The following is a 13,971-nucleotide window of genomic DNA, read 5'->3' as shown; positions in this document are numbered from 1 at the left end:
TAAACGGAGGTTTTCAACATTTGCAGGTAAGATGTGGGTCACGGTTGAGCGCACCTCGTCAGTTCCTTCACCTGCCTGTTCAGTGACGACATCTCCTAGATTATCCACAACGTAGAGATCGTTACCCAATCCGCCTCTAAGTGAGTCGGCTCCGGTACCGCCATTGAGGGCATTATTAGCCGTGTTGCCGGTGATAATGTTGGCTAAAGTATTTCCAGTGCCGTTAATCTGTGCCGTGCCTGTTAAACGGAGGTTTTCAACATTTGCAGGTAAGATGTGGGTCACGGTTGAGCGCACCTCGTCAGTTCCTTCACCTGCCTGTTCAGTGACGACATCTCCTAGATTATCCACAACGTAGAGATCGTTACCCAATCCGCCTCTAAGTGAGTCGGCTCCGGTACCGCCATTGAGGGCATTATTAGCCGTGTTGCCGGTGATAATGTTGGCTAAAGTATTTCCAGTACCGTTAATCTGTGCCGTGCCTGTTAAACGGAGGTTTTCAACTTCAGCAGGTAAGGTGTAGGTGATGCTAGAGCCAACTAAATCAATTCCTTGATCAGGAAGTTCAGTGACGACATCTTCGGCATCCACACTGTAGTTATCGTTACCTAATCCGCCTACAAGTAAGTCGGCTCCAGATCCTCCGTTTAGATTATCGTTACCCAATCCGCCTATAAGTTGGTCAGTTCCGGACTCTCCGCTTAGATTATCACCATCATCTCCACCATTTATGGTGTCGTCTCCATCACGGCCGAGAATGTTGTCGCCCCCGGCTAATCCGTTCAAAGTATTATTACCAGAGTTGCCCTCAATGATGTTGTCTAAACTATTTCCAGTAGCGCTAACCCCAGCAGTACCTGTTAAAAGGAAGTATTCAACTTCTGGAGGTAAGGTATAGGTGATACTAGATTCCACCCTGTCGATTCCTTGATTTGGAAGTTCGACAACGACATCTCCGACATTATCCACAATGTGACGATCTCTATTAGGTCCGCCTATAAGTCGGTCGGCTCCAGTACCCCCATCTAATACATTGCTACCTTCACCACCACTTAGAGTATCGTCTCCAGCACCCCCGTTAATATTGTCACTACCTGCCAATCCATTGATACAATCTGGATTGGGAGTTCCGCTTAAGTTATCAGCGCCAAGAGTGCCATTTATACATGATGTATTCAGCAGAATCGAGGTGTTTTGACCACCAAAGTTCGCCGTAGCTAAATCGGATAAGCCATCTTCGTTAAAATCACCTACAACAATACCTTGGGGACTGTCTCCCACAACAAAATTAGTGGCAGTCCCAAAGCTGCCATCGCCACTTCCAAACAAGACGGAGACATCGCCCGATCCATTGTTGGCTGTAGCTAAATCGACTTTTCCATCGGCATTGAAGTCACCACTAGCAATAGCAAGGGGTTGTGATCCAACGCCAAAGTTGCTAGCTGCACTAAAGTTTCCCGTGCCATCTCCTAACAGTATTGATACGTTGTTTGAGCCGCCTTCGTTACTCGTTGCTAAGTCAGGATTGTTGTCCCCATTAAAGTCTCCTAAAGCAATGTAATTAGGGCTATTTCCAACAGTAAAGTTAGTGGCGGGGGCGAAAGTACCATCAGCATTCTGCAACACGATGGATACGCTGCTAGAACCAAAGTTCGCTGTCGCAAAGTCAGACTTGCCATCCTTGTTAAAGTCGCCGACAAGCACAAAATAAGGATTTGACCCCACGCTCAAATTAGTAGCTGCGCCAAAAGTACCATTACCATTTCCCGGCAAGATGGAGACGTTGTTAGAGGTTCTATTGGCTGTAGCTAAGTCAGAATCGCCGTCCCCGTTGAAGTCTCCCACAGCGACGGTATACGGACTTGACCCCACCCCAAAGTAGGTGGCAGTACCAAAAGTGCCATCGCCATTCCCTAACAGGAGAGAAACGTTGTTAGTCAAATTATTGGCCGTAACTAAGTCAGAATTGCCGTCGTTGTTAAAGTCGGCTACCGCGACAGACCAGGTATTGAGATCGCTTGGCGGGCTGGTGTTAAGATTAGTGGCAGCGCCAAATAGGCCCGTGCCATCTCCCAGTGCGATCGAGACGTTGCGATTAACTCCAGTGCTGGCAAAGGCTAGGTCAAGGTTGCCGTCTTTGTTAAAATCGCCACTGGCAACTTTACGGAGACTGTATGTTATGGGAAAGTTAGTCGCGGCACCAAAAGCCAGAACATACTCGTAACCCGCTAGCACTTCGGGTTCAAATACTAACGGCGTTTCTATTTCCCCGGTTTTGACTTCCAGTTCCCAGTCGCCGCCTTTGGCTACACTTCCCGTGAGGTTTTGGGAAGCCGCAACCGACGCGCCGGTTAACTCACTCAAGCGTTTGACAAATGCTTTACCTGTCTCGCCTACTGCTACTGAGCACCCGTACAGCAGGATATTAGGTCGATTTTTGCCGATCAACTCGGTTTGTGGCGAAAACCATTGCTGTAGAGAATCCCGATCGCACTCTATATCATCTAAACTAAAGCGAACGTCGCCGAGTTGTAAGCTGCCCGGAGCACCGTGAGAAACTATGTGAATGCTCTCAATATTGGTACGAAGAGCTAAAATTTGAGTAATTTGGTCGATCGCATCCCGGTTCCCATCCAAAACGACTACTTCCGTACCCGGTTTTACCCCAGCGACTAAACTTTGATAATTTTCTACTTGAGTGTCGATAAAGGCGATCGCACTTGGTGAAACTTGATTATTTAAATTTGGCATACTGCACCTACTAATAGCTAAAAAAAGACAAGGATTCCCCTGTTTCGCGACTTGCATCCGAAACACTTTCTGAAGGTTGTAGTAACCATAACTGTTTTTTTAGAAAATCTATATAAAGTTTTCTTTATAAACACCTTTTTATTTAAAGTTTTGATAAAGATGGGGAATTTTATTAAGTAATATTACGGGTTAGCCAGCGCGAGGTGGATGATTAAACACAAAAACAATTCAATAGCAAGTATCATTATACTTAAATATTAAGAGCGGGATTTTTGATAGATATCTGCGCTCAGGTTGGGCCGTTCGTTTCAAGCCCTAGCGGACTTTCGCGCAAGGGTGGGGGCGGGTTTACGAGATAATTGGTCTTAGGCAATTATTTCTCGTAAAACCCGCCCCTAAAACTTATTCGTTACCATCTTTACGGGCGATTCCCTACGGGATAGCTTCCCACGCGCGGACTTACCGCAAACCCCCATCTATCCCCGCTAAAATCTGCTCAGCTTGCCCGCACAAAGCAGCGTGACAGCAACCGTTACTCGCCAACAATCCCCCCCACTGACTCACATCTCCCCGGTTATATTGCAAAGCAGAACCGTCAAAACGAGTAAATCGACCGCCCGCTTCAGTCAAAATTAATTCCGGCGCCGCCAAATCCCAATCTTTCGGTGCAGACTTTCCCGAAAGCGCAATATAAACATCAGCCTTTTGTTCGACAATAGTCGCAATTTTACAGCCGATACTGCCGACAGCTATTTGATTTTGACAAGGCAGTTTTTGTAACAATTGATTAAAGCGATCGCCCCGGTGACTGCGGCTAGTTACTATAGATAAATCTGCCACTATATTTCGCGCCGAAACCTGCAATTTGACCGCCGAACCGTCCCGACTTTCCATAAAAGCACCCGCATTTTGCACCGCGTAATAAATCTTTTGCTGTTCGGGCCAAGCCACAACTGCCAATACCGGTCTTCCCTGGTATGCTAAAGCAATGTGAACAGCAAATTCACCTGTCCTGTCAATAAAATCTCGCGTTCCATCCAACGGGTCAATAATCCAAACCCAACTTTGAGGTAAGGGAATTTGACCGTTTTTTTCTAAATAAGATTTGTAAGTTTCTTCGCTGAGATAGCCAAATTCTGCATTCCCTAAAGCCGACTGCAATTCGTCGAGAATGTAAGAGTTGACAGCGACATCGGCTGCGGTGACGGGGCCATCTTTTTTCTCTTGGATGTCGAGGTTAGGAGTGTTGGAATCCTGCCGATAATAGGATTGTAGGATATCTGATGCACTCCAGGCGATCGATCGGGCAATTTCGCTGATTTCTTCGAGAGTTTTCATGAATTTCTTTTTTGTGAACCGCAGATGAACGCCGATTAACGCAGATTTCTGTAGGGGCGGTGCCCCCGTGCCCGCCCCTTACTCGTTCCCAGGCTCTGCCGGGGAATGCCTACCCGGAGGCTCTGCCTCCTTCTTCCTGTTGGCAAAATCAGGAGCCGAGCCTTCCTTTTCCTATTAGTAGAATCGGAGGCAGAGCCTCGCTTATATGCGTTACCAGGCAGAGCCTAGTAACGAGAGATTACCAATTAATATGAGGATATTTCCATTCATAATAATTAGGAAACACAAAATTAGTAAACGAAACCGAAATACTAACCTCCAATGATTTTACATGATGCCACCAACCGACAGGAATAAAGATAGCCTCTCCCGGTTCCAAAATTACTTCAATAATTTTCGCATCTCTGTAAAGCGGGTATTTGTCATAATCGGGATTTTCGCCGTCCACCTTGCTGAAAACTCCTACGTGATTATAAAGCAGAGGTGTTTGTTGCGGAGAAATCAATTTAATTAGTTTGCGACCCGACACTTGCGCTAAAATTAAATTAACTGGGTCGTGGTGCAGCGGTGTAATCGTGCCTTTCGGGCCGAACCAAAAGAAAACTCTGCCTTTTGTGTCCGTTGGATTGAGGTATTCGGGGAAGATTTCAATGTCGTTAAATAGCGGTTTAAATTCCTCTCTTTCCAGAGTTTGGTTGTTAGCAACCATGTAGTAGTCGTTGCTAGGCCCGCCCTTGACCACCATCTCTACATATTTGCGGAACAAAACAATTTTTTTGTGATTTTCTATTTTGATTTCGTAATTCGGGTCGGAATTGCGGTTAGCTTGAATTTGTACCTCTGCATCGCCGTATTTTTCCTGCAAATACTCCGGCGTCCACAACTGCAACGCTTTCCAGTTGTGCATAATGTTGGTAATAATTACTGGAGTATTTTTGGCGTAGTAATTTTCGAGAAAATACTCTCTAGAAAGGCTGCTTTTGCGTTCGATTGTGCCAAACTTGGAAGACAATGCAGCTAACTGATTGTTAATCCTGAGATGCGATTCTAATTTCTGCAATAACTGCACGTAATGGCTGCCTGCTTGGAAGTACGGATGAGAGGATATCGCTGTAACTTCTGCGGTTGCTGTTTCCGCATCTATGCCGGTACTTATTAGCGCTTGAATGATTTCTGCGTCAGGTTGATTTAATAATTTGTTAGCCGCCACCCACTGTTTCATATTGTCGGGGACTTCTGGTTTGCTTGGCGCTGCGAGTAGATTAGGCAAGTTTTGCGTCAGCCATTCTAGATTAACCTGTTGTTGCTCGCTTAGGGTAATCCGCAAAGGGGGAAGGGTGATAGTTAGAGGTTGGGTGTCAGGCATGATTCGGGTATGTTGTTTTGGGAATGTTTGGCTTGGTTTGAACTTGTCTTACTAATATAGCAATCTTGTTAACGAACCGCGAAGGCGCTAAAGGCGCGAAGGAACAGAAGAGGGCAGTTCACAAATTTTGTCGAGGTTGCTGTCAGGATTTTAACTCAACAAGTGTTGCCAGTTCAACTTTTCTAGCTTTGAGCGGTTTTAACCGGATAATTTGGTTAATTTTAATTTAAAATTAACCCTTATTCATCCAGGCGCGGGTTCCGAAGCTTTTGCAGGAATGGGAAGCGATTTTAGCTGCTGCGGTGAGAGTATCGGTAAAGTTATGTTGCAAAATGTAGTGGCAGAAAGCCCCGTGAAAAATATCGCCAGCGCCTAAAGTATCTGTGGCTTGAATTTGAGGTATTTCTATACTGCCATAACTGCCATTGCTGAGGTATAAAATTGATTTTTCGCCGCGAGTGATGGCAATATTGGGAATTCCTGCTGCTGACAGGTAAGCAAAGACTTGTTCTGAATTATCGCAGTTTGGGGGAGAAAAATTATCGGAACATACAGCCCATTCAATAAAAGGCAATATTTCCTCTAATCCGGGTTTCCAACTGCCGCCGTCGAGGACAATGGGAATGTTTTTTGACTTGGCAAGTTGAGCAATTTCTTTGCTGGCTGCGATTTGATGTCCGTCAAGCAGTACAATACTAACCGATGTTAAAATATCCTGGTTAATTGTTTGACTGTCAACTTGCGATTTCGTAGCATTGATGGAAATTACCGATCGATCGCCCGTTGCTTCAGTTACAATTATCGAGGAAACTGGCGGCGAGTGCGATCGCCCTGGTGCCAAATCAATTATCCTGACATTATACTCCGTTAAGTCTGCACGAATTAATTGGGCGATCGCGTGAGTGCCCAAAACACCAGCCCATGCCGCCGCATTCCCCAAATAGCTAAAAGTAACCGCAGCATTCGCCGCCGGCCCGCCCGCAGCAATGGTACAATCAGAAGCAACAACTTTCTGATTTTCACCCGGAGGCTTCCCGGCCAAATAAACTAAATCTAAAGTCGCCAATCCCAAAAACAATCCCGTTTTCATATCTTCTTAAATATGTGGCATGGGCCTGTGGCATGGGCGTCCCGCCCGTGTCCCATCTGCGTGGCATGGGCGTCCCGCCCGTGTCCCATCCTTAAATAATCCCAATCTTAAAATGCAAGCAAATCCCAATACAGGAACACTTTACATCGTAGGAACCCCGATCGGCAACCTCGAAGACATGACCTTTCGCGCCATCAAAATCTTGCAAACAGTAGACTTCATCGCCGCCGAAGATACCCGCCATACAGGCAAACTTTTGCACCATTTTCAAATCAAAACCCCCCAAATCAGCTATCACGAACACAACCAACAGCAGCGACTGCCCGAACTCCTCGACAAACTGCATTTAGGCAAAGATATCGCCCTCGTCACCGATGCCGGAATGCCGGGAATTTCTGACCCAGGTTCCGAGTTAGTAAAAGCTTGCGCCGATGCTAATATTAACATTATTCCGATTCCCGGCCCGACCGCCTGCATAGTTGGCATAACTGCATCAGGATTACCCACAGAGAGATTTGTATTTGAAGGATTCTTACCCGTGAAAGGTCAAGAACGCCAACAAAGTTTAGAAGCTTTGCAAATAGAATCCCGCACTATAATATTATACGAATCTCCCCACCGATTGCGACAAACTTTACAAGATTTAGCAAATAGTTTGGGAAGCGACCGACAGATTGTGCTGGCGAGAGAATTAACCAAAATGCACGAAGAGTTTTGGCGTGGTAGTATAGAAAGTGCGATCGAGCTTTACACCAATCGCGAACCCCAGGGAGAATTTACCCTCGTAATAGCCGGCATTCAAACAGCCGCCCCAATATTTTCCGAAGACGCAATTAAAGCAGAATTGCAAACATTAATTGCCGAAGGCATAAGTCGTTCCCAAGCCAGCCGCCAGCTAGCGCAACAAACATCCCTCCCCCGCCGCCAAATCTACCAACTCGCCCTCACAATAGGCGACAATGAATCACTAGAACAACCCCTAGATAACTTGTGAATAACTCTCTTCTCTTCTTCTCTGCGCCCTCTGCGCCCTCTGCGGTTAAATAAAAAAGCTAGATACTCACACTCAGAATTATATGGTACGCGGAAACTACGATCGACAAAAACCATATTTACGCAACCCCCAAATCAACAAACCAATCGCCGAAATCTATGCAGACTTAGACGCCTTTAGCTGGGAGATATTTGAAGACCAACCCCACCGCTTCGATACAGTCAGTTTCTACGTCTTGCTTCCCCCACTATTTTACGAAGGGCGTTTCATCAAAGGAATTTACTTCAGCGAAGGAGTCGAACTAATAAACAAACTATTTCCCCAACTTTCCTCAGTATTTTTCTCCTTCACCTATTCCCCCGGAATCTCCTACTCCTGGGCCCCCATAGCTGACGCCTACTCCAGTTTATACAAAAACCCGCAGCGAGAAAAGTGGTTTCGCGAAACTTATCCCGATCGCGCCCACAAACCAATCATACCACTGCAAGACACCGACTTCATCAACGAATACTTAATTTCCCCGCGCAACGTCCCCGCCAAAGACATCGACTTGCTAGCCGTCGCGCGAATTTCCGAAGAAAAAAATTTGCCAATTATTGCCAAAGCCTTAAAAGTTTACCGCCAAAAATATCCGCAAAAACCGATAAAATTAACAGTAGTCACCGGCCACGAATTTGATGCTAGCAACCTGAAAACTCTCGACGAGTACGCATTAAAAGAATGGCGACAAGTCGAGGAAATTTTAGGCAATCCCTCCGACTACATTAACTTAGTGCCAAGAGTAGACTACTACAGCGAAATCCCCACATATTATTCGCGAGCCCAAGCATTCGTCCTCGGTTCCCTCCTCGAAGGAAAAAACCGAGGCATTACCGAAGCCATGAGTTGCAACGTACCTGTAATTTGTTTTGAAGAATTCAACCAATACGCCAGAGGCAACTCGCCTGTTTTCCCCGAAGGTGCGGGTCTTTACGCCAAATTTGACCCAGAATCTCTCGCAGATACTATATATACAGTATTGGAAAATCAAACAGAATTCAAACCGCGATATCAGTATTTAAAGCATTGCGGGCGCAAGAACTTTTTCAATACTTGTATAGACAGTTTTCCTTATTATCAGCACAACATCCCCGACTACAAGCCGGGAGACGCGATTAACAATTTGTGGTTGGATTTAGCAGTTCAACAAAATTATCAAGTTAGTTTGAATAGCTTTTTGTATGGAGGTTCTCCCTTGTCTCATATTCGCGGGACAAATGCGATTCAGCATAACCTCGGTCAGTTAACAAAATTCAAATGACAGATGATATACTGCTGTTATTATTCACCATCGTCGTAAATTTTTTACCCCACCCCAACCCTCCCCTTATCAAGGGGAGGGAGTAAGAAATTTACAAATGATTTAGGATTGCTATAAGACCGAGTTAGCAGTTTAATGGACATCAACACCAAAAAAGAAGAATTTAGCTATGCCTACATTTACGCCATTGCCTCAGCAGCAGGGTGCATCTGCCAGCGAACAACTACTCCTCTAGACAAGCTGGGTGTAGACCTAATTATCACGGGAATAGCAGCATCAGGTTTACCAAACTTTCCCATTCTTTACATTCAAGTCAAATGTACCTCAAGAGATATCCTCAACGACAATAGCCTTCGCTATCCCCTGAACATTAAAAACTACGAAGAATTGAGCACAAGCAACGCCTATCCTCCTAGAATTATAATTGTGGTCATTGTTCCCGATAGAGTCAATGACTGGCTGCAACAAACAGAAGCGGAACTCTGCTTAAAACGCTGCGCTTATTGGATATCATTAGAAGGTGCAGCATCTACTGACAATAAAGAAAGGGTCACTATTTCCATACCCAGAACAAATATATTTTCGGCTGAGACTCTGACAACTATCATGCAGCGTATCGCAACCGGGAGACAACTATGAATGTGACAATAAAGGATATTGAATTGCTCAAAAATCTCCAACCTCAGCAAATCAGCTACTACTTAGAAGCAAAAGGTTGGAAACAAGCACAACAAATTGACAGCCGCGCTATTATTTGGACAAGCAGCGATATCAAGCCAGAAGCCCCTCAAATCGTTCTACCTTTAAATTCCACTCTTCCTGACTTTCCCGTGTCAATGAACTTGATGTTAGAGACATTGGAAATCATCGAAAATCGCTCTCAACTGGAAATTTTAGCAGATTTAATTACCGGGATTCCTAATACAACTATTCAGGGAATCGTGATTCAAATTCACACTCCTAACGCCGACAAATTAAGTGGCGAGATTACCTTACTAGGTGTCATTGCCGACCAACTGCGGAAAATTAAAACGGAACTTGCAGACAAAGACTACATCCTCGCAATCAAATCTTATCAAGAACGCTTGCCCGTTTTCTGTACGGGAGACTTAATCAAAGAAAATCAAGTATTTATTGTCAAAAATACCCGGAATTTTACCCTAGATGACCAAGGGCAAAACTAACCAAAAATATTAGTGTAAAGTCGAGGCGCTAATCTGCTAGAGATTCCAATATCCTCAAAAATCTTAGTTGCCAAAACTCTTGCCAAATTCACAGGAACAGCATTGCCGACCATTTTGTATCCATCAGCAATATACTTGTACTTAAAAATAAAGTCATCCGGGAAAGTCTGAACTCTGGCGCACTCTCGCACAGAAAGCCGACGGTAAGGCAGAGGCGAATTGGGGTCAAAAATGCGTTTGTCTTTGCCAACCAAAATCATTTTAGTAGCTTGAGGATGGAGAGGTGCGTGTCTGCCGCTTGCCTGAATTGTAAAAGAAGGTTCAGACCAACTTCTAACTCGATTGCGCGACATATAAATGCTGGAAAACCCCAAATCCGCACATTCGTGATTTGGGACAGAATCGTGATAATTATCTAATTTACCCTTAACTGACATAGGCGCGATCGCCTTTAAGTCAAAAATCGCATCTCTCAAAGTCAAAACCCCATCCCCAGGTTGAGGAAACTCAAAACCAAAACCCAGATTCTGCCGATAACCAACAACAATCACCCTTTGCCTATCTTGCGGAACACCAAAATTTTTAGCATTTAACAACTTGTACGAAACCCGATACCCGATTTCCTCAAACTGCGATAATATATAAGTGAAAGCTTCTTTGTTTCTGGGAGCCAAAATACCGCTAACATTCTCAGCTAAAAAAAACAAAGGCTGCTTGTCCCGCACAATTCTGATATACTCCCAGAAAAGTTGACCCCGACTGTCATCAATCCCCCGTTTCGCGCCGGCTTCACTCCAACTTTGACAAGGAGGGCCGCCGATTATCCCAATACAGTTGGGAATTTCATCAGATTTGATTTTTCTGATATCTCTGCGATCTAAAATGGTTTCAGGATGGTTAAACTCGTAGGTATCCCAAATAGACTTATCATATTCATTCGCCCAAACCGGATTAAACCCAGCCAAGCGAAAACCCAAATCCAACCCCCCACAACCCGAAAACAGAGAAATAATATCCAAAGCCACCTTTTTTCACCCGCAATAAATACAATAAATCAATTATAAACCTCTCTTTTCTTAGATATCTCTCTCTTTCTTCTCTCACTCTGCGCCCTCTGCGCCCTCTGCGGTAAAAAAAAATATATAATTCACACACAAACAGAATTTATCATCCTCAATGAATGCAGAATCCATCCTCCAATCCTACCAACACTTCGGTGTCCACCTCGGCTTAGAAAGAATTCACCAACTTCTCCAAAAACTAGACAACCCCCACCAACAAGTACCCATTATCCACGTTGCAGGCACAAATGGTAAAGGTTCCGTTTGCGCTTATCTCTCTTCCGTACTAACAGAAGCAGGCTATCGAGTTGGACGCTACACATCCCCGCACCTAATCGATTGGACAGAAAGAATTTGCATCAACCAAAAACCGATTTCCGCAACAGCCTTGCAACAGTGTCTAGAACGAGTTGTCGCCGCTACTCAAAACAACACCGAAACTCCCACTCAATTTGAAATAATCACCGCAGCAGCTTGGCTGTATTTCGCCGAACAAAAAACAGACATCGCCGTCATAGAAACTGGATTGGGCGGTAGATTAGACGCGACTAACGTTTGCGAAACACCTCTCGCTAGCGTCATCACTTCTATCAGTCTCGAACACTGGCAAATACTCGGCCCCACCGTGGCAGATATTGCTGGGGAAAAAGCGGGAATTCTTAAAGCAAAATGTCCGGCAGTGATCGGAGAAGTGCCAGAATCCGCTAGAATAGTAGTAGAAAAACGCATTCAAGAATTAGACTGTCCAGCCACTTGGGTAAAACCAGCAATAGATTTAGGACAAGGATTTGCAGAATATCATCCACATCCAGAAATCAGCGTTAATCCGCGTTCATCTGCGGTTAAAATAAAATATCAATTGCCGCTGCTGGGAAAAATTCAACTAATGAATTCAGCAATTGCGATCGCAACTTTGCAAACTCTTCAAAACCAAGGATGGCAAATTTCCCCAACCGCCATCGAAAACGGTATCGCCAAAACCCAATGGCCCGGAAGACTCCAGCAGACAACTTGGAAAAACCGCAATATATTAATTGACGGCGCGCACAACCCCGCCGCCGCGATCGCCCTGCGTGAATATGTAGATAATCTTAGCAGTTCCCCGTCACCGATTAACTGGGTAATCGGCATTCTTGCAACTAAAGACTGCGATGATATTTTGAAAGCATTACTCAAAAAGGGCGATCGACTTTACCTAGTACCCGTACCCGATCAAAACTCATCATCCCCCGCAGAATTAGCCACCCTAGCTCAAATTATCTGTCCCGAATTAACTCTCTGTCAAGCCTTTCCCGACTTAACAACAGCTTTAGATGCTGCTGTTGCAGGTGACAACCTAACAATCCTTTGCGGTTCTCTTTATCTCGTCGGCCACTTTCTGCAACAACAATCCCAAGCTTAAACGCATCCTGCGTTAAGATGAATTGTTCGGCTAAACTGGCAATAGGTGCTTCATAGACACTGGGCTTCTTGTCGTAATCTCATGTCCGTTAGCAACGAATAGGAGAATAGAATCCGCGTTGGGAAGAGGCGGTAATTTCATCATTCGATAATAACTTAAAAGCTTATATATGCTTATATATATGGCGGCACAGATTCCCATTATTTAATAATACGTCAAGTGGTCGAAAAAAGCAAGGGGCGAACTCAAAAAAGATTAATGCCTAATGCCCAATGCCCAATTTTTGTTACAATACAAGTTAGTTTAGAAAAATTTAGAGATAAAAGTTTATGAGCAGCCTTATATCGGTGCAAACGCTAATTGAATATATAGAAGCTTTGCCAGCCCAAGAGCAAACTTTACTATTTGACGAGCTTTTCAGGCGAAACATAATCAAGCAGCGTCAGGAAAACATCGATTCTTCTACAGTCAAGGTAGCTGGTGAGTCGGCGATCGGGCAAGCACGAGAAAAGTTTCCAAACACGGCCAAACTTTATGACGTGGTTATCAAAGCAGACCCGCTTATCATTGGAGAAAGAGAAAATCCGCGCCAGGAAAACACCAAGCAGACAGTCAAGACAAAAACACTCTTAACAGGTAACGCTACCTGCGACATTCGCGCAGCCGATCGCACTAACTTTGGGGGCGACTTCGACAGCTCAACTGCTCACATAATCATTAAAAACGAATCAGACAGAACAGTCAGTGCAGCGTTGCTGGGATGGCCAGAATCTAAAGCTTTTGGCGAGACGCGATCGCAAGCACTGCAAAACCTTCACGATTTAGTAAATGCCCAGCTAGCCGAAGCTGAAATTGTCTCTGTCAAACTCACGAATAGTCGATCGAACAATCCTTGGGTGAGGTTAGCTGGTAAGTATGAAAACGATCCGCAATACGATGAGGTATTGGCACACATAGAAGAATATCGCCGCGAACTCGATGCAGAAACCGAAGCTTATTACAGTCAAATTGACGCTGCGGTTGAGACAAAATGAGCCTATACATACTTGATACGGATTGTTTCTCCCTTTGGCAAAGGAATGATCCAATGATGGTGCAGCGAATCGAGGTTAACGCAGAAAACCTTGCTGTAACTATCGTAACCGTAGAGGAAGTAATTCGCGGCAGGTTCAATGTTATCAGACAGGCTTCTGAACCTTCGCAAGCGGACAAATTAGTATTGGCTTACACCAGGTTATGGGATACATTAGATGATTTCAAAAATCTCAACATTCTGAAATTTGACCAGAATGCTTTCACTATTTACACTGAGTTCCGTCGTCAAAAAATACGTATCGGCACGCAAGATTTGCGGATTGGTGCTATTGTAATTGCTAATAATGCTATCCTCGTTACGCGCAACTACCGAGATTTTTCGCAAGTGCCTAATTTAGTGCAGGAAGACTGGACTATTCAACCTTAAAAGCAAGCGCGATTGCTAATCGT

The 13,971-nt window shown here is 44.7% G+C and carries 12 protein-coding genes; 7 read left to right on the top strand and 5 right to left on the bottom strand.

The window, feature by feature from the left end:
- The 4 genes from QUB06_RS16820 to QUB06_RS16805 all read right to left on the bottom strand — a co-directional run.
- Positions 1–2,751, bottom strand: a 2,751-nt coding sequence (locus QUB06_RS16820; protein ID WP_333436230.1) for a DUF4347 domain-containing protein, incomplete at its 3' end; no start/stop codon positions are given.
- 459 nt (positions 2,752–3,210) lie between these two features.
- Positions 3,211–4,089 (bottom strand): inositol monophosphatase family protein, encoded by an 879-nt coding sequence (locus QUB06_RS16815; RefSeq protein ID WP_333436229.1) that lies wholly within the window; start codon positions 4,087–4,089, stop codon positions 3,211–3,213.
- A gap of 238 nt (positions 4,090–4,327) precedes the next feature.
- Positions 4,328–5,455, bottom strand: a complete 1,128-nt coding sequence (locus QUB06_RS16810) for a cupin-like domain-containing protein (RefSeq protein WP_333436228.1) — start codon at positions 5,453–5,455, stop codon at positions 4,328–4,330.
- 232 nt (positions 5,456–5,687) lie between these two features.
- Entirely contained in the window at positions 5,688–6,545 is an 858-nt protein-coding gene (locus QUB06_RS16805; protein ID WP_333436227.1) for a sugar kinase, read from the bottom strand.
- A 112-nt stretch (positions 6,546–6,657) separates the two neighbouring features.
- Between QUB06_RS16805 and rsmI the strand changes: the two genes are divergently transcribed.
- From rsmI to QUB06_RS16785, 4 genes are all read left to right on the top strand, one after another.
- Entirely contained in the window at positions 6,658–7,539 is an 882-nt protein-coding gene (gene rsmI / locus QUB06_RS16800; RefSeq protein ID WP_333436226.1) for a 16S rRNA (cytidine(1402)-2'-O)-methyltransferase, read from the top strand.
- A gap of 82 nt (positions 7,540–7,621) precedes the next feature.
- Positions 7,622–8,839, top strand: a complete 1,218-nt coding sequence (locus tag QUB06_RS16795; protein WP_333436225.1) for a glycosyltransferase — start codon at positions 7,622–7,624, stop codon at positions 8,837–8,839.
- A 135-nt stretch (positions 8,840–8,974) separates the two neighbouring features.
- Positions 8,975–9,478, top strand: coding sequence for a DUF4365 domain-containing protein (locus tag QUB06_RS16790; RefSeq protein WP_333436224.1), 504 nt, complete (start codon positions 8,975–8,977; stop codon positions 9,476–9,478).
- Positions 9,475–10,023, top strand: a complete 549-nt coding sequence (locus QUB06_RS16785) for a hypothetical protein (protein ID WP_333198465.1) — start codon at positions 9,475–9,477, stop codon at positions 10,021–10,023. Before QUB06_RS16790 ends, QUB06_RS16785 begins: the two co-directional genes overlap by 4 nt.
- Here the strand turns inward: QUB06_RS16785 and QUB06_RS16780 are convergent.
- Positions 10,020–11,048 (bottom strand): DNA cytosine methyltransferase, encoded by a 1,029-nt coding sequence (locus QUB06_RS16780; RefSeq protein ID WP_333436223.1) that lies wholly within the window; start codon positions 11,046–11,048, stop codon positions 10,020–10,022. The two genes, QUB06_RS16785 and QUB06_RS16780, sit on opposite strands and share 4 nt — an antisense overlap.
- 151 nt (positions 11,049–11,199) lie before the next feature.
- On the opposite strand from QUB06_RS16780, the gene QUB06_RS16775 reads away from it, so the two are divergent.
- The 3 genes from QUB06_RS16775 (at position 11,200) to QUB06_RS16765 (ending at position 13,948) form a co-directional block, all read left to right on the top strand.
- Positions 11,200–12,486: a folylpolyglutamate synthase/dihydrofolate synthase family protein gene (locus QUB06_RS16775; RefSeq protein WP_333436222.1), complete on the top strand. Its 1,287-nt coding sequence runs from the start codon at positions 11,200–11,202 to the stop codon at positions 12,484–12,486.
- Positions 12,487–12,815: 329 nt separating this feature from the next.
- Positions 12,816–13,520 carry a hypothetical protein gene (locus tag QUB06_RS16770; protein ID WP_333436221.1) on the top strand — a complete coding sequence of 235 codons (705 nt, stop codon included), beginning with the start codon at positions 12,816–12,818 and terminating at the stop codon, positions 13,518–13,520.
- Complete coding sequence (locus QUB06_RS16765) at positions 13,517–13,948, top strand: type II toxin-antitoxin system VapC family toxin (protein WP_333436220.1); 432 nt, start codon at positions 13,517–13,519, stop codon at positions 13,946–13,948. Before QUB06_RS16770 ends, QUB06_RS16765 begins: the two co-directional genes overlap by 4 nt.
- Positions 13,949–13,971: the final 23 nt, after the last annotated feature.

It is taken from the genome of Microcoleus sp. D2_18a_D3 (genome assembly GCF_036702455.1).
In the GTDB taxonomy this organism is placed as follows: Bacteria; Cyanobacteriota; Cyanobacteriia; order Cyanobacteriales; family Microcoleaceae; genus Microcoleus.
This window is presented reverse-complemented; position numbering and strand designations above follow the sequence as displayed.